Here is an 18,629-nt window from a genome sequence, read left to right on the forward strand (position 1 = left end):
GCTAGAATGGAATTCTTCGAAAGCGCATTCTGGACCGGCTTCCTCTGGCCGCTGATCATCATGATCGCGGAGAGCGTGCTGGTGCTCGTCGTCCTCCTGGTCGCGATCGCCTACATCCTGCTCGCCGACCGCAAGATCTGGGCGGCGGTGCAGATCCGCCGCGGCCCGAACGTGGTCGGGCCCTGGGGCCTGTTCCAGTCCTTCGCCGACCTGCTCAAATTCGTGCTGAAGGAGCCGATCATTCCGGCCGGCGCCAACAAGGGCGTGTTTCTCCTTGCTCCCTTGGTCTCCTGCGTGCTCGCGCTGGCGGCCTGGGCGGTGATCCCGACCAATCTCGGCTGGGTGATCTCCGACATCAATGTCGGCATCCTCTTCATCTTCGCGATCTCGTCGCTGTCGATCTACGGCATCATCATGGCCGGCTGGTCGTCGAACTCGAAATACCCGTTCCTGGCCGCGCTGCGCTCGGCGGCGCAGATGGTGTCCTACGAGGTCTCGATCGGCTTCGTCATCATCACGGTGCTGCTCTGCGCCGGCACGCTGAACCTCTCGGCCGTGGTCGAGGCCCAGCATGTCCGCGGTCTTGCCAGCCTGATCGGGCTGCCGCAGCTGACGATCCTGAACTGGTACGTCTGGCCGCTGTTCCCGATGTTCGTGGTGTTCTACGTCTCGGCGCTGGCGGAAACCAACCGTCCGCCCTTCGACCTTGTCGAAGCTGAATCCGAGCTCGTCGCCGGCTTCATGGTCGAATACGGCTCGACGCCGTATTTGCTGTTCATGCTCGGTGAGTACGTCGCGATCGTCACGATGTGCGCGATGGCCACGATCCTGTTCCTCGGAGGCTGGCTGCCGCCGGTGGACCTGCCGCCCTTCAATTGGGTGCCGGGGATCATCTGGTTCTCGCTGAAGCTGTTCTTCATGTTCTTCCTGTTCGCGATGGCAAAGGCGATCGTGCCGCGCTACCGCTATGACCAACTGATGCGTCTCGGCTGGAAGGTGTTCCTGCCGCTGTCGCTGGCGATGGTGGTCGTGGTGGCCGGCGTGCTGCAGTTCGCCGGCATCGCGCCGAAGTGAGGGCCGTCATGGGTATCAACATCAACGCCACTGCACGCTCGCTTCTGCTGTCGGAATTCGTCTCGGCGTTTTTCCTCGCCATGCGCTATTTCTTCCAGCCGAAGCCGACGCTGAACTACCCGTTCGAGAAGGGCCCGATCTCGCCGCGTTTCCGTGGTGAGCACGCGCTGCGCCGCTATCCGAACGGCGAAGAGCGTTGCATCGCCTGCAAGCTCTGCGAAGCGGTCTGCCCGGCGCAGGCCATCACCATCGAGGCCGGTCCGCGCCGCAACGACGGCACCCGCCGCACCGTGCGGTACGACATCGACATGGTGAAGTGCATCTATTGCGGCCTCTGCCAGGAGGCCTGTCCGGTCGACGCCATCGTCGAAGGTCCGAACTTCGAGTTCGCGACCGAGACCCGCGAGGAACTGTTCTATGACAAGGCCAAGCTGCTCGCCAACGGCGACCGTTGGGAACGCGAGATCGCGAAAGCGATCGAGCTCGACGCGCCGTACCGGTGAGATGAGAGCATGATCCTTCCCGCGCTCTTCTTCTATCTCTTCGCCGCCGTCTGCGTCGCCTCGGCCGTGATGGTGATTGTCTCGCGCAATCCCGTGCACTCCGTGCTGTACCTGATCCTGGCCTTCGTCAACGCCTCGGGCCTGTTCGTGCTGATGGGCGCCGAATTTCTCGGCATGATGCTGATCGTCGTCTATGTCGGCGCGGTCGCGGTGCTGTTCCTGTTCGTGATCATGATGCTCGATGTCGACTTCCTCGAGCTGCGCGAAGGCTTCATCCAATACCTGCCGGTCGGCGTCGTGATCGGCGGCATCTTCCTGTTCGAGCTGCTCCTGACCGTCGGCGCCTGGGTCATCAACCCGACCGTGAGCAAGACCATCACGGCGCCGATCCCGAGCAACGTCTCGAACACCGAGGCGCTCGGCCTGGTGCTCTATACGAAGTACATCCACTACTTCCAGCTCGCGGGCATGGTGCTGCTGGTCGCCATGATCGGCGCCATCGTGCTGACGCTGCGCCACAAGGCGAGCGTGAAGCGGCAGGACATCAACGTTCAGAACGCACGCACGCCCGACATGGCGATGGCGATGCGCAAGGTGGCGCCGGGGCAGGGGCTCTCGGACGCGGATGCTGCGGAGTGGGTGAAATGACGATCGGGCTCGGACATTATCTGGCGGTCGGCGCGATCCTGTTCACGCTCGGCATCCTCGGTATCTTCCTGAACCGCAAGAACATCATCGTCATCCTGATGTCGATCGAGCTGATCCTGCTCTCGGTCAACATCAACCTGGTGGCATTCTCGACCTTCCTCGGCGACATCGTCGGTCAGGTCTTCGCGCTGCTGGTCTTGACCGTTGCGGCCGCCGAAGCCGCGATCGGTCTTGCCATCCTGGTGGTCTATTTCCGCAACCGCGGCTCGATCGCGGTTGAGGACGTCAATCTGATGAAGGGCTGAGCTCTCAAATGGTCCAGGCAATTGTCTTTCTGCCGCTGCTGGGCGCCATTCTGGCCGGCCTGATCGCGCTCGTTGGCGCGCATGGCCGCAACCCCTCGGGCGACGAGGTCGAGCATCACGGCGATCACGGCCATGGCGATGCGCATGCCTCAGTCGCTCATGACGACCATGGTCACGACGACCACGCCCATGACGACCACGGCCACGGTCCGGTTGAACCGGCAGCCGCCGGCTCGCGCGGTGCCGAGCTGATCACCACGGCGCTGCTGTTTGTCTCGGCGGCGCTGTCCTGGATGACGCTGGTGGATGTCGGCTTCAACGGCCACGACGTCAGGTATCAGCTGCTGCCCTGGATCTTCTCTGGCGACCTCGAGGTCTGGTGGAGCTTGCGCGTCGACACGCTCACCGCCGTGATGCTGGTGGTGGTGACGACCGTGTCCTCGCTCGTGCACCTCTATTCCATCGGCTACATGGACGAGGATCCGAACCGACCGCGCTTCTTCGGATATCTCAGCCTGTTCACCTTCGCCATGCTGATGCTGGTGACGGCTGACAATTTGGTGCAGCTGTTCTTCGGCTGGGAAGGCGTGGGCCTGGCGAGCTATCTCCTGATCGGCTTCTGGTACCAGAAGCCGTCGGCGAACGCCGCCGCCATCAAGGCCTTCGTGGTCAACCGGGTCGGCGATTTCGGCTTCGCGCTCGGCATCTTCGCGATCTTCATGCTGACGAACTCGACCGATTTCGAGACCATCTTCCACGCCGCGCCCGGCCTGACCGGCAAGACCATCAACTTCCTCGGCTGGCATGCCGATGCGCTGACCCTCACTTGCCTCCTGTTGTTCATGGGCGCGATGGGCAAGTCGGCGCAGTTCCTGCTGCACACCTGGCTGCCGGACGCGATGGAAGGCCCGACCCCGGTGTCGGCGCTGATCCATGCCGCGACCATGGTCACCGCCGGCGTGTTCATGGTGGCGCGCCTGTCGCCGCTGTTCGAGCTCGCTCCGAATGCCCAGGCCGTCGTGATGTTCTTCGGCGCCACCACCGCGTTCTTCGCGGCGACCATCGGTCTCGTCCAGAACGACATCAAGCGCATCGTCGCCTACTCGACCTGTTCGCAGCTCGGCTACATGTTCGTGGCGATGGGGGCAGGGGCCTATTCGGTCGGCATGTTCCATTTGTTCACGCACGCCTTCTTCAAGGCGCTGCTGTTCCTAGGCTCCGGCTCGGTGATCTACGCGATGCACCACGAGCAGGACATCCGCAACATGGGCGGTCTCTGGAAGAAGATCCCGTACACGTTCGCGGTGATGACCGTCGGCACGCTGGCGCTGACCGGCTTCCCGCTGTTCGCCGGCTACTTCTCCAAGGACGCGATCATCGAGGCGGCCTATGCCTCGCATAACCCGTTCTCGACCTACGCCTACCTGCTGACGATCGTGGCCGCCGGCCTGACCTCGTTCTATTCCTGGCGTCTGGTGTTCAAGACCTTCTTCGGCGAACCCCACGACCAGGAGCATTACGAAGCCGCACATGAGAGCCCGATCTGGATGCTGATCCCGATCGGCGTGCTGGCGGTCGGTTCGGTCCTTGCCGGCTTCCCGTTCAAGGAACTGTTCACCGGACCGCACGGCGTGGAGGAATTCTTCCGCGAGTCCGTGAAGATGAACCCGCATATCCTCGAGGATATGGAGCACATGCCGCATCTCTTGGGCTGGCTGCCCTTCGTGATGATGGTGGGCGGCTTCCTGGTGTCCTATACGTTCTACATCCGCAAGCCCTACCTGCCGGTCGAGCTCGCGAACACGCAGCCGATGCTCTACAAGTTCCTGCTCAACAAATGGTACTTCGATGAGCTCTACGACCTCATCTTCGTCCGTCCGGCGAAGTGGATCGGCTACCAGCTCTGGAAGAAGGGCGACGGGTTCATCATCGACGGCTTCGGCCCCGACGGCGTCTCGGCCCGTGTGCTGGATGTCACCCGCAACGTCGTGAAGATCCAGACCGGCTATCTCTATCACTACGCATTCGCCATGCTGATCGGCGCCGCTGGCCTGATCACCTGGTTCATGTTCGGCTTTGGAGGCCAGTAAATGACAACCTGGCCCATCCTTTCGGTCACGACGTTCCTGCCGCTGGTCGGCGCGCTGATCGTTTACCTGAGCCGCGGCGATGACGAGGCTAGCAGGCGCAATTCGCGCTGGATCGCACTGTGGACCACGATCATCACCTTTGCCGTGTCGGTGATCCTGGTGATGCGCTTCGACCCCTCGAATGCCGACTTCCAGTTCGTCGAGAAGTCGGCCTGGCTCGCCACCGGCATCACCTACCACATGGGCGTCGACGGCATCTCATTGCCGCTGGTGATCCTGACCACCGCGATCATGCCGTTCTGCATCATCGCGAGCTGGAAGGCGATCACCAACCGCGTTCGCGAATACATGATGGCGTTTCTGATCCTGGAAACGCTGATGATCGGCACCTTCTCGGCGCTCGATCTCGTGCTGTTCTACCTGTTCTTCGAAGGCGGCCTGATCCCGATGTTCCTGATCATCGGCGTCTGGGGCGGTCCGCGCCGGGTCTACGCGTCGTTCAAGTTTTTCCTCTACACGCTGCTCGGCTCGGTCTTGATGCTGCTCGCCATCATGGCGCTGTACTGGAACGGCGGCACCACCGACATCCCGACCCTGATGCACACGGCCGTGCCGCGGTCGTTGCAGACCTGGGCGTGGCTGGCCTTCTTCGCCTCCTTCGCGGTGAAGATGCCGATGTGGCCGGTGCACACCTGGCTTCCTGATGCGCACGTCGAGGCGCCGACCGCGGGCTCCGTGGTGCTCGCCGCGATCCTGCTGAAGATGGGCGGCTACGGCTTCCTGCGCTTCTCGCTGCCGATGTTCCCGCTGGCCTCGCACGACTTCGCGCCGCTGATCTTCACCATGTCCGCGATTGCCATCATCTACACCTCGCTGGTGGCCTTGATGCAGGAGGATATGAAGAAGCTGATCGCGTACTCGTCGGTTGCGCACATGGGCTTCGTCACCATGGGCATCTTCGCCGGCACCATGCAGGGTGTGGCCGGCGGCATGTTCCAGATGATCTCGCACGGCATCGTCTCCGGCGCGCTGTTCCTTTGCGTCGGCGTCGTTTACGACCGCCTGCACACCCGCGAGATCGCGGCCTATGGCGGCCTCGTCAACCGGATGCCGCTCTACGCGCTGACCTTCATGATCTTCACCATGGCCAATGTCGGTCTGCCCGGCACATCAGGCTTCGTCGGCGAGTTCATGACATTGCTCGGCACCTTCAAGGTCTCGATCCCGACCGCGTTCTTCGCCACTTTCGGCGTGATCCTGTCGGCTGCTTACGCGCTGTGGCTTTACCGCAAGGTCGTGTTCGGGACGCTGGTCAAGCCGACGCTGATGAGCATGAAGGATCTCACCTTGCGGGAATGCGTGATTCTGTTCCCGATGATCGCGCTGACGATCCTGTTCGGCGTCTATCCGAAACCGGTGCTCGACATGTCGGCCGCCTCGGTCCAGCAACTCGTCAATAATTACAACACCGCTGTGACGGCCGTGAAGGCCGCCGCACTGCTCCAGTGATCGGGCAGGTCAGGATATCGCCATGAGCATTACGACTGCAGGTTATCAACTGGCGCCGGTGCTGCCCGAGCTCGTGCTCGCGATCGGTGCCATGGCGCTTCTGATGCTCGGCGCTTATCGCGGGCAGGGGACCACAAGCACGGTCACGACGCTGGCGGTGCTGCTGCTGATCCTGGTCGGCGTGCTCGAATACATGCTGCCCGCAGGCAAGCAGGTCACCTTCGGCGGCAGCTTCATCGTCGACGACTTTGCCCGCTTCATGAAGATCCTGGCGCTGATCGGCTCGGCGGTGACGCTGATCCTGTCGACCGAGTTCCTGGCCGACGCGTCGCGCCGCATCTTCGAATACGCCATTCTGGTGCTGCTCTCGACGCTCGGCATGATGGTGCTGATCTCGGCCGGCGATCTGATCACGCTCTATCTCGGCCTCGAACTAATGTCGCTCGCGCTCTATGTCGTGGCGGCATCGAACCGCGACAACGCCAAGTCCACCGAAGCCGGCTTGAAGTATTTCGTGCTGGGCGCGCTGTCCTCGGGCATGCTGCTGTATGGCTCCTCGCTGGTTTACGGCTTCACCGGGACCGTCAGCTTCACCGGCATCGCAACGGCCGCGACCGCCGCGAATGTCGGCCTGGTGTTCGGCCTGGTGTTCCTGCTCGCCGGCCTCTGCTTCAAGGTCTCGGCCGTGCCGTTCCACATGTGGACGCCTGACGTGTACGAGGGCGCGCCGACGCCGGTCACCGCCTTCTTCGCCTCGGCGCCGAAGGTCGCCGCGCTCGCGGTCTTCACGCGCGTCACGCTGACCGCATTCCCGGGCATCGTCTCGCAGTGGCAGCAGATCCTGGTGTTCGTGGCGATCGCCTCAATGGCGCTGGGCTCGTTCGCCGCGATCGGCCAGAGCAACATCAAGCGCCTGATGGCGTATTCCTCGATCGGCCATATGGGCTTCGCGCTGGTCGGCCTCGCCTCGGGCACGGTCGAGGGCGCGCAGGGCGTGCTGATGTACATCGTGATCTATGTCGCGATGACGCTCGGTTCGTTCTCGATTATCCTCGCCATGAAGCGCAACGGCCAGGCCGTTGAGCAGATCAGCGACTTCGCCGGTCTCTCCCGCACCAACCCGCTGCTCGCCTTCATGTTCGCGATGCTGCTGTTCTCGCTCGCAGGCATTCCGCCGCTCGCCGGCTTTTTCGCCAAATGGTACGTGTTCGTCGCCGCCATCAAGGCGAATTTGTTCACGCTCGCCGTGATCGGCGTGCTCTCCAGCGTCGTGGGCGCCTACTACTATCTCACCATCGTCAAGACGATGTACTTTGATGAGCCGGCCGGCCAGGTCGATCCTGTCAGGTTCGAGGTGAAGTCGGTGCTGGCGGTCGCGGGCCTGTTCAACATCCTGTTCGCCCTGTTCGCGGGCCCGGTGGTGAGCGTCGCCTCCGCCGCAGCAAAATCGCTGTTCTAGGATGGGATTCGCGCTCGGTTCTCGCGCGTCAGCGGCAGGCTACAAGCTCGCCGCCCTTGAGCGGACCGGCTCGACCAATGCTGACGCCATCGAAGCGGCCCGCGCCGGCGAGCGCGGCCCGATCTGGTTCGTCACATCAGAGCAGACGGCCGGTCGCGGCCGTCGCCAGCGCCCCTGGATCGCGCCCAAGGGCAATCTCGCCGCCAGCGTCCTCGAAGTCCTGGACGTCTCCCCAGCCGTTGGCGCCACGATCGGCTTCGCCGCCGGACTGGCCGAGGAGGCCGCCTTGGAGAAGGTCAGCCTCGAGGCTGCGCTACGGCTCGGCGAAGGCAGGCCCCGCTATACCTTGAAATGGCCGAACGACGTCCTCGCCAACGGCAAGAAGCTGGTCGGCATTGGCCTGGAGGCCGAAATCGTCAGCGATCGCCTGGCCATCGTGGTCGGCATCGGCACCAACATCGTGGCGGCCCCCGAGGGCACGCCGACGCCGGCGGTGTCGCTCGCGGCCCTCGGCGTCCAGATCAGCGCGGAGGAGCTGTTCTCGGCGCTCTCGGACGCCTGGGTCGAATTCCGTGGCATCTGGGACAATGGCCGAGGCTTTGCCGAGATCCGTAAGCTGTGGCTGGAGCGTGCCGCCCGCCTGGGCGAGCCGATCGCGATCCATACGGGAACCACGGTCTTGGAAGGCATCTTCGATACGATCGACGACACCGGCTGCCTGATCGTCCGCACCGCGGAGGGCCGCCTTGTGCCCGTGGCGGCGGGCGAAGTGTTCTTCGGCCCGGCCCGTTCGGTGGGAGCTGCGTGATGGCAAGGCCTGACGAACTGGTGTTTGCGCCGCTCGGCGGTGTCGGCGAGATCGGCATGAACCTGTCGGTCTACGGCCTCGGCAACCGCCACCAGCGGTCTTGGTTGGCGGTCGATCTCGGCGTCTCCTTCGGCGACGAGGAGCATCTGCCCGGCATCGACCTGATCATGCCGGACATCTCCTTCCTAGAGAAGGAACGCAAGAACCTGATGGGCCTGGTGCTGACGCACGCCCATGAGGACCATTTCGGCGCCATCATCGACCTCTGGCCGAAGCTGAAATGTCCGATCTATGCGACGCAGTTCAGCGCGGCGCTGTTCGAGGCCAAATGCGCCGCCGAGCGCAACGCGCCCGTCATCCCCGTTACCGTGGTCCCGTCAGGCGGCCGCATCGACGTCGGCCCGTTCAACATCGAGTTCATTCCGGTTGCGCATTCGATTCCGGAAGCGCATGCGCTGGCGATCCACACCGATGCCGGAGTGGTGCTCCACACCGGCGACTGGAAGATCGACCCGACCCCGACGCTCGGACGTCCGACCGATGAGAAGCGGCTGCGTGAGCTCGGCGAGGAGGGCGTGCTCGCCTTGATCGGGGATTCCACCAATGCCGTGCGCGACGGCCGTTCACCGTCGGAAGCCGAGGTCGCGCGTACGATCATTGATCTCGTCAAGTCGGCCAAGGGCCGCGTCGCGGTCACGACCTTCGCTTCCAACGTCGCGCGCATCAAGGCGGTCGCCGATGCCGCGAAAGCCGCCGATCGCGAGGTCGTCGTGGTCGGCCGCGCCATGGAGCGCGTGGTGCAGGTGGCGCGCGAGACCGGCTATCTCGACGGCGTGCAGAACTTCCGCTCGCCCGAGGTTTACGGCCATCTGCCGCAGGACAAGGTGCTGGCGCTGTGCACCGGCAGCCAGGGCGAACCCCGCGCAGCGCTCGCCCGCATCGCCAATGACGACCACCCTGAGATCACGCTCAACCGCGGCGACAGCGTGATCTTCTCCTCGCGCACCATCCCGGGCAACGAGAAGGCGGTCGGCTCGATCATCAACAATCTGGTGCTGCAGGGCGTCGAGGTCCTCACCGACCGCGACCATCTGGTCCATGTCTCGGGCCATCCGCGCCGCGACGAGCTGCGCGACATGATCTCCTGGGTGAAGCCGCAGCTGCTGATCCCCGTCCACGGCGAAGCGCTGCATTTGAACGAGCACGCCAAGCTCGCGCGCGCCGCCGGCGTGCCGCGAGTCCTCGTCATTCGTAACGGCGACCTGGTCAAGCTCGGCCCCGGCGATCCCGGCGTGGTCGGCGAGGTGCCGTCGGGCCGGCTCTACAAGGACGGCTCCATCCTTGAGGATTCCAAGTCCCGTGCGGTGGTCGAGCGCCGCCGCATGGCGTTCTCCGGCTGCGCCTTCGTCGCCATCGCCATGACCGCGCAGGGCGAGCTTGCCGACGAGCCCGAGGTCGATCTGGTCGGGATCCCCGACAAGAACCGGGCCGGCGAGCCGCTCGACGACATCGTCTTCGATGCCGTGATGTCCACGGTCGAGGGCCTGCCAAAGGCGCGCCGGCGGGATCCGGATGCGCTGGCGGAATCGGTGCGACGCGCCGTCCGGGCCGTCATCAACGAACATTGGGGTAAAAAGCCCCCCTGTCTGGTCCACGTCCTGACAGTGTAGGTTGGGCGTGGTCGTTTGGATCATGCCCTGAGGGAGAAGAGACATGCTGGGTCGCCTCAATCACGTCGCGATCGCGACCAAGGACGCCGTCAAGGCCGCCAGGATCTACGGCGCGGCGTTCGGCGCCCAGATCTCCGAGGCCGTGCCGCTGCCCGAGCATGGCGTCATCACCGTGTTCGCGACGCTGCCCAACACCAAGATCGAGTTCATCGAGCCGCTCGGTGAAGCCTCCCCGATCGCAAAATTCGTCGAGCGCAATCCTGATGGCGGCATCCACCATGTTTGCTACGAGGTCGTCGACATCATCGCCTCGCGCGACACGCTGGTGAAGGAGGGCGCGCGGGTGCTCGGCGACGGCGTGCCGAAGATCGGCGCCCACGGCAAGCCGGTGCTGTTTCTGCATCCGAAGGATTTTTCCGGCGCGCTGGTCGAAATCGAGCAGGCGTAAGACCGGATCATGGCCATCCAGATCTCAACCGCGCTCGCGATCTACTTCGTCATCTGGTGGATCTCCTTGTTTTTGACGCTGCCGTTCGGCGTTCGCAGCCAGCACGAGGACGGCGTCGGCGCACCCGGCACAGACCCCGGCGCGCCTGTGCTGACGGGCATGAAGCGTAAGCTGATCTGGACCACGATCATCTCGGCGATCATCTATGGCCTCGGCGTTGCCGCCTATCACGCCGGCTATCTCTCGCTCGAGCGTCTCTCGAGATTGATGGGCATGCCGTTTTAGCTTTTTCCGTTGCGTCTGGTTTTGGGGGAGCAAATGACTTTTCAGAGGATCGTCGTCGCGCTTCTGGTGCTTGTGGTCGCCGGTCTCGGGGCGATCGGCTATTTCGAGTGGAAGATGGCTGTGCAGGTGCGAACGCTCAAGGCGTTCGTCGAGGGCTATGTCTTTAACGAAGCCGTGATGGCCTGCGAGCAGGCCAAGAGCTCGACGCCGTTCAAATGGAATGGCGGCAAAAGCACCTCGGTGATCGGCCTGAACTCGGTCAAGCTGGATAAATACACCGTTAGCGCCAGCTACACGCTGGTGGCGGACAGCGTTTATTGTGATTACGATCCCATCAAAAGAAAGGCCGAGATCGGCTCGAGCTTCCTGGAGCGGGAGTAACGATCCGGCGCCTACCAAGCATGATCCGGAAAAGTGTGAAGCGGTTTTCCGAGAAGATCATGCTCAAGCAATTGGACAGGATCGTCATGACCGGGAGCCGGACGGGGGACTATCGGATCTTGCAGGAAGCGGCCTTGCGGGACTATCTCGCAGGCCTGCCTGACATCAAGAAGCTGCTCGGCGGCGAGCCGGCCGTCTGGTCCATTACCGAGGTCGGCGACGGCAATCTCAACCTCGTCTTCATCGTGAAGGGCGCGAGCGGCGGCATCGCCGTGAAGCAGGCGCTGCCTTACGTCCGCCTCGTCGGCGAGAGCTGGCCGCTGCCGCTGTCGCGGGCCCATTACGAATATCTCGCGCTGTCCCGGCAGGCCCGGCTGGCGCCCGGCCTCGTGCCGGCCCTGCTGCACCACAACGAGACGCTCGCGCTCACCGTGATGGAGCTGCTCGAGCCCCACATCATCATGCGCAAAGGGCTGGTCGCGGGCACGCGCTATCCGCGCTTCGTCGACGACATCACGACGTTCATGGCGAGGACGCTGTTTTTCACCTCCGATCTCGCGCTCATCGCTGCCGAGAAGAAGGAAGCCATCGCGTCCTTTGCCGGCAACCATGCGCTCTGCAAGATCACCGAGGATCTGATCTTCACGGATCCCTACCGCATCGCCGAGCAGAACCGCTGGACCGCGCCTTATCTCGATGGCCTCGCCGCATCCTTGCGCGAGGACATGGAGCTGCATGTCGCGATCAGCAGGTTGAAGCTGAAATTCATGTCGAGCCCGGAAGCGCTGCTGCATGGCGATCTCCACACCGGCTCGATCATGGTGACGGCGTCGGAGACGCGGGTGATCGATCCGGAATTCGCCTTCTTCGGTCCGATGGGGTTCGATGTCGGCGCGGTGCTGGCCAATCTGCTGATGGCTTATTTCGCGTCCGCCGGCCACGAGCGCGCGGCGGGCGAGCGGCGCGAATTCGAGACTTGGATGCTGGAGACGGTCGAGCAGGTCTGGAGCGAGTTTGCGCGAAGATTCCTCGACCTCTGGCGATCGGAGGCGAGCGGCGATGCCTATCCCGTCTCGCTCTTTGCCGGCGAGAAGGGCGCGATGCGCCTCGAGGCCGAGCGGCAGGCCTACATGCAGCGTCTGTTTATCGACACCGTCGGTTTTGCCGCGGCCAAAACCATCCGTCGCATCTTCGGCCTTGCCCACAACATCGATTTCGAGCTGATCGAGGATCCCAGAAAGCGGGCGATCAGCGAAGCCCGCGCCATCAGGCTGGCCCGCGGGATGATGGTGGAGGCGGCGGCATTTCGGACGATCGCCGACGTCACCGGAGCTGCGCGGAAATTGCGGGAGTGGCAGCCGGAATTGTCAGGTTAAAGCCGTCGCAATGACGGGGCGAGACGGTCGCAGAACGCTAATAAAGATGCACTGGCAGCAAGACGCCGTGCGTCTCGACCAGCAGACCCCAGGTCTCGTTGGCCGCGACCTCAAACTCCCGGCTGCGCGCCGCACTGCCGTCCACCGCGTTGCAGATCAGACGCTCGCCGAGAAAATTGGGGGAGCAAGGACCCCAGACCGTCCACCAGATATCGGCAACTTCCCCGTTTGACCGCGAAATGTGGGACCAGCCGGCCTCGATGCCGTCAGCGGCTCCGTCCCTGTCAGGGGTCGGTGTGACGGGGATCGCCATCGCAGCGATCGCGGCGACCAGAATGCCGGCGAGCAGGACAGCTGGCGTTCGACGATTCATTTTTTCCGCAATCCCTGGCGCTTAGACAACGATCGTCAGCTTGGTCGCGGCGATCCCGAAAAATGTTCACCGCCCTGGTTGCTCGATGACGCACTGCGTCATCAGGCGGGCTTGCGTCACGTGGGAATGCAACCCCCGCGAGGTCTTCATGCCTGCCTCAGGAACCGGCATCAGCTGCCATCAAAACGAAGCTTGCATTCCACGGGCGACGGATGATCAAATCCCTGATCGAAATACCTGCGTTGATGGGGGACCACATGATGTTCAGGATGAGCGTGATCGTCGCGGGGATGGCACTGGCGCTTGCCGGATCAGCGGAGGCCCAGACTCCACGCAAGGGCGGAACCATCCGCATGACCGCGCCCTATGGTTCGAGCTTCACCAGCCTCGACATTCACACCACCCAGCGTGCCCAGGACGAGATCTACGCCAAGGCGCTGCATCGCTCGCTCTACACCTGGGACTCCGCGGAAGGAAAGCCGGTTCCGGAACTTGCAAAGGAGGTCGTCGTCTCGGGCGGCGGTCTCGTTCAAACCTTCAAGCTCCGCGACGACGCCTATTTCCACAACGGTCGCAAGATGACGGCCGACGACATTATCTGGACCTTCAACCGCATCATGGACGGCACCAAGGCCTATCCCGGCGCGCGTTATGTCCGCATCATCGAGGGGGCGGCCGCAGTCGAGAAGGGGCAGGCCAAGGAGATATCCGGCCTGAAGAAGATCGACGACTTCACCCTCGAGATGAAGCTGACCGAGAAGGTCGATCCCGGCTTCTATTTCTTCACCGCGCTGACCTCGATCTATCCCGCCGACGAGGGCGCCAAGGACAGCTTCATCCAGCATCCGATCGGCCTCGGACCGTTCAAGTTCGTCGAGCACGTGCCGGGTTCGCGCATCGTTCTGGAGCGGTGGGACAAGTTCTACAAGCCCGGCAAGCCCTACGCCGACAAGGTCGTCGTCTCGATCATGGGCGAGGCCGCGGCGCGCGACGTCGCCTTCCGCAACAAGGAAATCGATACCTCGGTGCTCGGGCCGGCGCAGTATGTCGCCTATCAGGCTGATCCCAACCTCAAGGGCACCATCGTCGAGGTCGCCGAGGTCTTCACGCGCTACATGGGGATGAACCCCGCGTTCAAGCCGTTCTCCGACAAGCGTGTCCGGCAGGCGATCAACTACGCGATCGACAGCGACCTGATCATCAACAAGCTGGTCAAGAACAAGGCCTATCGTGCCACCAGCTGGCTGCCGCTGACTTCGCCGGCCTACGACAAGACGATGAAGCCGTATCCCTACGATCCGGCCAAGGCCAAGCAGCTGCTCACCGAGGCCGGCTATCCCCAGGGCTTCGAATTCGAATGGACCACCAGCCAGAATGAAAGCTGGGGCCTGCCGATCGTCTCGGCCGTCATCCCGATGCTGGACAAGGTCGGCATCAAGGTGAAGGTCAAGCAGGTCGAGACCGCGGTGCTGGCGGAGGTGGTGCGCACCGGCGACTACCAGGCCTTCATCTATTCCCAGCAGAGCGGACCGGATCCGCTGGCTGCGCTCAAATGCTTCCACTCGTCGACGCCGCAGCCGGCCTGCAATTACATGAATTTCAGGAATCCCGACTTCGACAAGATCCTCGACGAGGCGGGACAGACCGACGACACCGCCAAGCGCAACCAACTGCTGCAAAAGGCCAATGCGTTCCTCTACGAGGAAGCGCCGGTCTGGTTCTTCAACTACAACAAGGCGGTCATGGCCGTGCAGCCCTGGCTCCACGGCATTCAGCAGAACCCGACGGAGCTGACCCATCAGAACACCGAGGAGCTATGGGTGGACGACACTTCGCCCGCGAAATGACACGCGTTCTCGTGCTCCCTCCATCGCCATGAGCGGTGGAGGGACGGAAGAAAGTGCCGATGCTCTCCTTCCTGATCCGTCGTCTGCTGCAAACCATTCCGACCGTGCTCGCCGTGGTGCTGCTGGTCTTCGTGCTGTTCAGCGTCGTTCCCGGCAGCATTGCCTCGACCATCAGCGACGACGTCGATCCCCAGGTCGAGCTGCGCCTGAAACAGCAGCTCGGCCTCAACGATCCCATCTATGTGCGGTTTGGCAATTACATCGGCAAGCTCGCGATCGGTGATTTCGGGACGTCGTTTCGGACCCGCGAGCCTGTCACGAGCATGATCGCCAAGCGGGCCTGGCCGACGCTGCAGCTGATCTTCACGGCCATGGCGTTTTCCGTCTTGCTCGGCGTGCCGCTTGGCTTCGTCGCCGCTTTGCGGCCGGGCGGCCTTGTCGACAGTGCGGCGATGATCGTCGCGGTGACGGGGCTGTCCATTGCCAAGTTCTGGCTCGGATTGGTGATCATGTACGTCTTTGCGCTGAAGCTCGGCTGGCTGCCGAGTTTCGGCTACGGCGATGGCGGCCTGAAACATCTGCTGCTGCCGGCCTTGACCCTCGGCGTCTCGCCGATGGCCCTGTTTGCGCGGACGACGCGCGCTGCGGTCCTCGAGATCATGACGGCCGATTTCGTCCGCACCGCGCGCTCCAAGGGCATGAGCGAGACCAGGGTGGTGAAGTGGCATGTGATGCGCAACGCGCTCGTCATCATCCTCACCACCGTCGGCCTGCAATTCGGCGGCCTGATGGGGCAGGCGGTCGTCGTCGAAAAACTGTTTTCCTGGCCGGGCATCGGCTCGCTGCTGGTCGACAGTGTCCTGCAGCGCGACATTCCAGCCGTGCAGGGCTCCATTCTCGTGGTGGTGCTGGCCTTTCTCGCGATCAATCTGCTGGTCGATTTGCTCTACGGCGTGATCGATCCGAGGATCAGATACGCATGAAGCTCCGCGCCAATCTCATCATCGGTGGCACGTTGTTCGCGCTCGCGATCGTGGTCGGCGTGCTGGCCCCATGGCTGGCGCACACCGATCCCGTCATGGATGCCAACCTCATGAACGCGGAAGAGCCGCCGAGCTGGACCTGGTGGTTCGGCACCGACGACCAGGGCCGCGACATCTATTCCCGCGTCGTCTATGGCGCGCGCGTCTCGCTGACGGTCGGCATCGTCTCGCAGCTCATCAACAGCGTCATCGGCGTGGCGCTGGGCCTCAGCGCCGGCTATTGGGGCGGCTGGTGGGACGATGTCGTCAACGCCCTGACCAATGTCATGCTCGCGATCCCCTCGCTGATCTTCGCGCTTGCCATCATGGCAGTGCTCGGACCGGGCCTGACCAGCCTCCTGATCGCGCTTGGCCTCACCAACTGGTCCTTCACCTGCCGGATCGCGCGCGCCTCGGCACTCTCGCTGCGGAGCCAGGGCTATGTGCAGGCCGCCACCGTGCTCGGCTATGGCGATTTGCGCATCATGATCACGCAGCTGCTGCCGAACATGCTGGGACCGATCGTCGTCATCGGCACGCTCGGCATGGGCAGCGCGGTGCTCTCGGAGGCGGCCTTGTCGTTCCTCGGCCTCGGCGTCCGTCCACCGTTTCCGAGCTGGGGCAGCATGCTGTCGGATGCCCGCGACCAGATTACGACGGCACCGTGGCTCTCGTTATTTCCGGGCCTTGCCATCTTCCTGACGGTGCTCGGCCTCAATCTGCTCGGCGACGGCCTGCGCGACATTCTCGATCCCCACTCGCGGAGCCGGCGGACATGACGGGCGCGCCGCTGATCGAAGTCGAGGACCTCCGTATCGATCTCGACAGTGGATCCGGGCGCGTTGCCGCGGCCGAGGGCATCTCGTTCCGCATCGATCGCGGCGAGACTTTTGGTCTCGTGGGCGAATCCGGCTGCGGCAAGAGCATTACGGCGCTCGCTCTGATCGGCCTGTTGCGGCCGCCGCTGTCGATCGGGGCCGGCGTCATCAGGTTTGACGGTCGGGAGATCCAGCATCTGTCTGCGGCCGCCCAGCGCGACCTGCGCGGCAACAGGATCGCCATGATCTTCCAGGAGCCGATGACGGCGCTGAACCCGGTCTCGCCGGTGGGGCGGCAGATCGCCGAGATGTTCGTGCTGCACAAGGGCAAGAGCTGGCGTGAGGCCAACAAACTCGCGGTCGAGGCGCTGGCTGATGTCCGCGTGACCGCGCCGGAGCGGCGCGTGAACGATTACCCGCACCAGCTTTCCGGCGGCATGCGCCAGCGCGTGATGATCGCGATCGCGCTCGCCTGCGGCCCGGATCTGCTGATCGCGGACGAGCCGACCACCGCGCTCGATGTCACCGTGCAGGCCGAAATCATCGAGCTGATGCGCAATCTCTGCGCCGAGCGCGGCACGGCGATCCTGATGATCAGCCACGATCTCGGCCTTGTTGCCAATGTCTGCCGCCGCGTCGCCGTCATGTATGCCGGTCGCATCGTCGAGGAGCGCGGCTCTGCCGATATTTTCCGCGCGCCTTCGCATCCCTATACCCAGGGCCTGGTCGACTCGCTGCCGCGGCTGGGCAGCCGCGCAGCGCTTGGCCGGAGCAGACTCAAGGAGATCGCGGGCGTCGTCCCGGCTATCACCAGTTTCCCTGACGGCTGCCGCTTCAACCCGCGCTGCGCCCATGCGACCGACATTTGCAGGAGCGTCGTGCCGACGGCGGATTTCCTGGAGGCTGGCGGCCTGGTGAGGTGTCACCACCATGCATGAGCCGCCAGGGAAGGTGGACAACGATCTCATTCTCAGCGTCGAGGATCTCGCGGTTCATTTTCCCGTTGGAGGCGGCCTGTTGGGCCGCAACCGGCGGGTGCTCCGCGCCGTTGATGGCGTCGATCTCAAGCTCAAGCGCGGCGAATGCCTCGGCCTCGTCGGCGAGTCCGGATCGGGCAAGTCGACGGTGGCCTTGTCGATCCTGGGCCTGCTGGCGCCGACACGCGGCCGCATCGTGCTGGACGGGCAGGTGGTGACATCAAGGCCATCAGGCGATCGCAAGGCGCTCGCCCGCATTGTGCAGATGGTCTTCCAGGATCCTTACGCCTCGCTCAATCCGCGCCAGACCGTGCGCCGGACGCTGGAAGATCCCCTGCGCGTGCATGGCGTGACCGCAAGAAGCGAGATCGAGGACCGCGTCGCGACCATGCTGCGGCATGTCGGTCTGCGGCCCGAACAGGCCGACCGCTACCCGCATGAATTCTCCGGCGGCCAGCGCCAGCGCATCGGCATTGCGCGCGCGCTGATCCTCAACCCCAAGATCGTCATCTGCGACGAGCCGGTATCGGCTCTCGACGTCTCGATCCGCGCCCAGATCATCAATCTGCTGCTGGAATTGAAGGACACGCTCGGTCTGTCCTACATCATGATCAGCCACGACCTCGGCGTCGTCGAGCACATGAGCGACCGCGTCGCCGTTATGTATCTCGGCCGCATTGTCGAAAACGGCGACTGGCGCGAAATTTTCGAGCGGCCGGCGCATCCCTATACGCGGGCGCTGATATCAGCGATCCCCGATCCCCTGCACCATGCGCCATTGGCGACGACCGGCGGCGATTTGCCCAATCCGCTCAATCCGCCCAACGGATGCGCCTTCAGTCCGCGGTGTCGGTACGCGGAAGACGTGTGCCGCCATGAGCCGGGGCCGGCGCTGGAGACGCGGCCCGATGGGCATGCGGTAAGGTGCTGGCGAGCTGAGGAGATTGCCGGACGCATGGCACTCGCGTCCACTGAGGGCGGATAGTCCTGGACACGCTGACGAACCGGCTGACCGGCTTCGTCCGCTGGCCTGGCG

Annotated in this window: 19 protein-coding genes; 18 read left to right on the forward strand and 1 reads right to left on the reverse strand. The window is 63.8% G+C overall.

The features are described 5' to 3' along the window. Positions 1–6: 6 nt before the first annotated feature. From nuoH to mtnK, 13 genes are all read left to right on the forward strand, one after another. The gene (gene nuoH / locus L6637_RS00205; protein ID WP_128961317.1) at positions 7–1,074 is read left to right on the forward strand and encodes an NADH-quinone oxidoreductase subunit NuoH; all 1,068 of its coding nucleotides are present in this window, start codon (positions 7–9) and stop codon (positions 1,072–1,074) included. 14 nt (positions 1,075–1,088) lie between these two features. Then, positions 1,089–1,577, forward strand: coding sequence for an NADH-quinone oxidoreductase subunit NuoI (gene nuoI / locus L6637_RS00210; RefSeq protein ID WP_026232873.1), 489 nt, complete (start codon positions 1,089–1,091; stop codon positions 1,575–1,577). 9 nt (positions 1,578–1,586) lie between these two features. Beyond that, positions 1,587–2,225, forward strand: a complete 639-nt coding sequence (locus L6637_RS00215; RefSeq protein ID WP_237861899.1) for an NADH-quinone oxidoreductase subunit J — start codon at positions 1,587–1,589, stop codon at positions 2,223–2,225. Then, positions 2,222–2,530 carry an NADH-quinone oxidoreductase subunit NuoK gene (nuoK, locus tag L6637_RS00220; RefSeq protein ID WP_008547737.1) on the forward strand — a complete coding sequence of 103 codons (309 nt, stop codon included), beginning with the start codon at positions 2,222–2,224 and terminating at the stop codon, positions 2,528–2,530. The genes L6637_RS00215 and nuoK overlap by 4 nt, the downstream gene beginning before the upstream one ends. Before the next feature lie 8 nt (positions 2,531–2,538). Continuing rightward, on the forward strand, positions 2,539–4,620 hold the full coding sequence (gene nuoL, locus L6637_RS00225; protein ID WP_237861901.1) for an NADH-quinone oxidoreductase subunit L: 2,082 nt from the start codon (positions 2,539–2,541) through the stop codon (positions 4,618–4,620). Further along, positions 4,621–6,129 (forward strand): NADH-quinone oxidoreductase subunit M, encoded by a 1,509-nt coding sequence (locus L6637_RS00230; RefSeq protein WP_237861902.1) that lies wholly within the window; start codon positions 4,621–4,623, stop codon positions 6,127–6,129. A gap of 22 nt (positions 6,130–6,151) precedes the next feature. Continuing rightward, entirely contained in the window at positions 6,152–7,588 is a 1,437-nt protein-coding gene (gene nuoN / locus L6637_RS00235; protein WP_237861904.1) for an NADH-quinone oxidoreductase subunit NuoN, read from the forward strand. A gap of 1 nt (position 7,589) precedes the next feature. Continuing rightward, on the forward strand, positions 7,590–8,396 hold the full coding sequence (locus L6637_RS00240) for a biotin--[acetyl-CoA-carboxylase] ligase (protein WP_237868772.1): 807 nt from the start codon (positions 7,590–7,592) through the stop codon (positions 8,394–8,396). Beyond that, a complete protein-coding gene (locus L6637_RS00245; protein ID WP_237868773.1) occupies positions 8,396–10,066 on the forward strand; it encodes a ribonuclease J in 1,671 nt (556 codons plus the stop codon). Before L6637_RS00240 ends, L6637_RS00245 begins: the two co-directional genes overlap by 1 nt. A gap of 43 nt (positions 10,067–10,109) precedes the next feature. Continuing rightward, entirely contained in the window at positions 10,110–10,514 is a 405-nt protein-coding gene (gene mce / locus L6637_RS00250; protein WP_018320156.1) for a methylmalonyl-CoA epimerase, read from the forward strand. A 9-nt stretch (positions 10,515–10,523) separates the two neighbouring features. Then, on the forward strand, positions 10,524–10,799 hold the full coding sequence (locus L6637_RS00255; protein WP_237861912.1) for a DUF1467 family protein: 276 nt from the start codon (positions 10,524–10,526) through the stop codon (positions 10,797–10,799). Between the two features lie 33 nt (positions 10,800–10,832). Further along, positions 10,833–11,180 carry a hypothetical protein gene (locus L6637_RS00260; protein WP_237861914.1) on the forward strand — a complete coding sequence of 116 codons (348 nt, stop codon included), beginning with the start codon at positions 10,833–10,835 and terminating at the stop codon, positions 11,178–11,180. Between the two features lie 86 nt (positions 11,181–11,266). Beyond that, positions 11,267–12,556, forward strand: coding sequence for an S-methyl-5-thioribose kinase (mtnK, locus tag L6637_RS00265; RefSeq protein WP_237869974.1), 1,290 nt, complete (start codon positions 11,267–11,269; stop codon positions 12,554–12,556). Between the two features lie 37 nt (positions 12,557–12,593). Here the strand turns inward: mtnK and L6637_RS00270 are convergent, their stop codons facing one another. Beyond that, the gene (locus L6637_RS00270; RefSeq protein ID WP_237861916.1) at positions 12,594–12,929 is read right to left on the reverse strand and encodes a hypothetical protein; all 336 of its coding nucleotides are present in this window, start codon (positions 12,927–12,929) and stop codon (positions 12,594–12,596) included. 260 nt (positions 12,930–13,189) lie between these two features. Between L6637_RS00270 and L6637_RS00275 the strand changes: the two genes are divergently transcribed. The 5 genes from L6637_RS00275 to L6637_RS00295 are packed head-to-tail and all read left to right on the forward strand — an operon-like array spanning position 13,190 to position 18,578. Then, on the forward strand, positions 13,190–14,776 hold the full coding sequence (locus L6637_RS00275; RefSeq protein ID WP_237862564.1) for an ABC transporter substrate-binding protein: 1,587 nt from the start codon (positions 13,190–13,192) through the stop codon (positions 14,774–14,776). A 59-nt stretch (positions 14,777–14,835) separates the two neighbouring features. Next, positions 14,836–15,759: an ABC transporter permease gene (locus L6637_RS00280; protein ID WP_237862565.1), complete on the forward strand. Its 924-nt coding sequence runs from the start codon at positions 14,836–14,838 to the stop codon at positions 15,757–15,759. Continuing rightward, positions 15,756–16,577, forward strand: a complete 822-nt coding sequence (locus L6637_RS00285) for an ABC transporter permease (RefSeq protein WP_237861917.1) — start codon at positions 15,756–15,758, stop codon at positions 16,575–16,577. Before L6637_RS00280 ends, L6637_RS00285 begins: the two co-directional genes overlap by 4 nt. Further along, positions 16,574–17,554 (forward strand): ABC transporter ATP-binding protein, encoded by a 981-nt coding sequence (locus L6637_RS00290; RefSeq protein ID WP_237868774.1) that lies wholly within the window; start codon positions 16,574–16,576, stop codon positions 17,552–17,554. The genes L6637_RS00285 and L6637_RS00290 overlap by 4 nt, the downstream gene beginning before the upstream one ends. After that, positions 17,547–18,578 (forward strand): ABC transporter ATP-binding protein, encoded by a 1,032-nt coding sequence (locus L6637_RS00295; protein WP_237861921.1) that lies wholly within the window; start codon positions 17,547–17,549, stop codon positions 18,576–18,578. Before L6637_RS00290 ends, L6637_RS00295 begins: the two co-directional genes overlap by 8 nt. Positions 18,579–18,629: the final 51 nt, after the last annotated feature.

Source organism: Bradyrhizobium zhengyangense (genome assembly GCF_022012435.1).
Lineage (GTDB): Bacteria > Pseudomonadota > Alphaproteobacteria > Rhizobiales > Xanthobacteraceae > Bradyrhizobium > Bradyrhizobium zhengyangense.

Coding starts and splice junctions, on each gene's coding strand:
- L6637_RS00280 (WP_237862565.1), top strand. CDS start 14,836: ATGCTCTCCTTCCTGATCCGTCGTCTGCTGCAAACCATTCCGACCGTG.
- mce (WP_018320156.1), top strand. CDS start 10,110: ATGCTGGGTCGCCTCAATCACGTCGCGATCGCGACCAAGGACGCCGTC.
- nuoK (WP_008547737.1), top strand. CDS start 2,222: ATGACGATCGGGCTCGGACATTATCTGGCGGTCGGCGCGATCCTGTTC.
- L6637_RS00255 (WP_237861912.1), top strand. CDS start 10,524: ATGGCCATCCAGATCTCAACCGCGCTCGCGATCTACTTCGTCATCTGG.
- L6637_RS00270 (WP_237861916.1), bottom strand. CDS start 12,929: ATGAATCGTCGAACGCCAGCTGTCCTGCTCGCCGGCATTCTGGTCGCC.
- L6637_RS00245 (WP_237868773.1), top strand. CDS start 8,396: ATGGCAAGGCCTGACGAACTGGTGTTTGCGCCGCTCGGCGGTGTCGGC.
- nuoH (WP_128961317.1), top strand. CDS start 7: ATGGAATTCTTCGAAAGCGCATTCTGGACCGGCTTCCTCTGGCCGCTG.
- L6637_RS00230 (WP_237861902.1), top strand. CDS start 4,621: ATGACAACCTGGCCCATCCTTTCGGTCACGACGTTCCTGCCGCTGGTC.
- L6637_RS00240 (WP_237868772.1), top strand. CDS start 7,590: ATGGGATTCGCGCTCGGTTCTCGCGCGTCAGCGGCAGGCTACAAGCTC.
- L6637_RS00290 (WP_237868774.1), top strand. CDS start 16,574: ATGACGGGCGCGCCGCTGATCGAAGTCGAGGACCTCCGTATCGATCTC.
- L6637_RS00260 (WP_237861914.1), top strand. CDS start 10,833: ATGACTTTTCAGAGGATCGTCGTCGCGCTTCTGGTGCTTGTGGTCGCC.
- L6637_RS00275 (WP_237862564.1), top strand. CDS start 13,190: ATGTTCAGGATGAGCGTGATCGTCGCGGGGATGGCACTGGCGCTTGCC.
- nuoL (WP_237861901.1), top strand. CDS start 2,539: ATGGTCCAGGCAATTGTCTTTCTGCCGCTGCTGGGCGCCATTCTGGCC.
- mtnK (WP_237869974.1), top strand. CDS start 11,267: ATGACCGGGAGCCGGACGGGGGACTATCGGATCTTGCAGGAAGCGGCC.
- nuoN (WP_237861904.1), top strand. CDS start 6,152: ATGAGCATTACGACTGCAGGTTATCAACTGGCGCCGGTGCTGCCCGAG.
- L6637_RS00295 (WP_237861921.1), top strand. CDS start 17,547: ATGCATGAGCCGCCAGGGAAGGTGGACAACGATCTCATTCTCAGCGTC.
- L6637_RS00215 (WP_237861899.1), top strand. CDS start 1,587: ATGATCCTTCCCGCGCTCTTCTTCTATCTCTTCGCCGCCGTCTGCGTC.
- L6637_RS00285 (WP_237861917.1), top strand. CDS start 15,756: ATGAAGCTCCGCGCCAATCTCATCATCGGTGGCACGTTGTTCGCGCTC.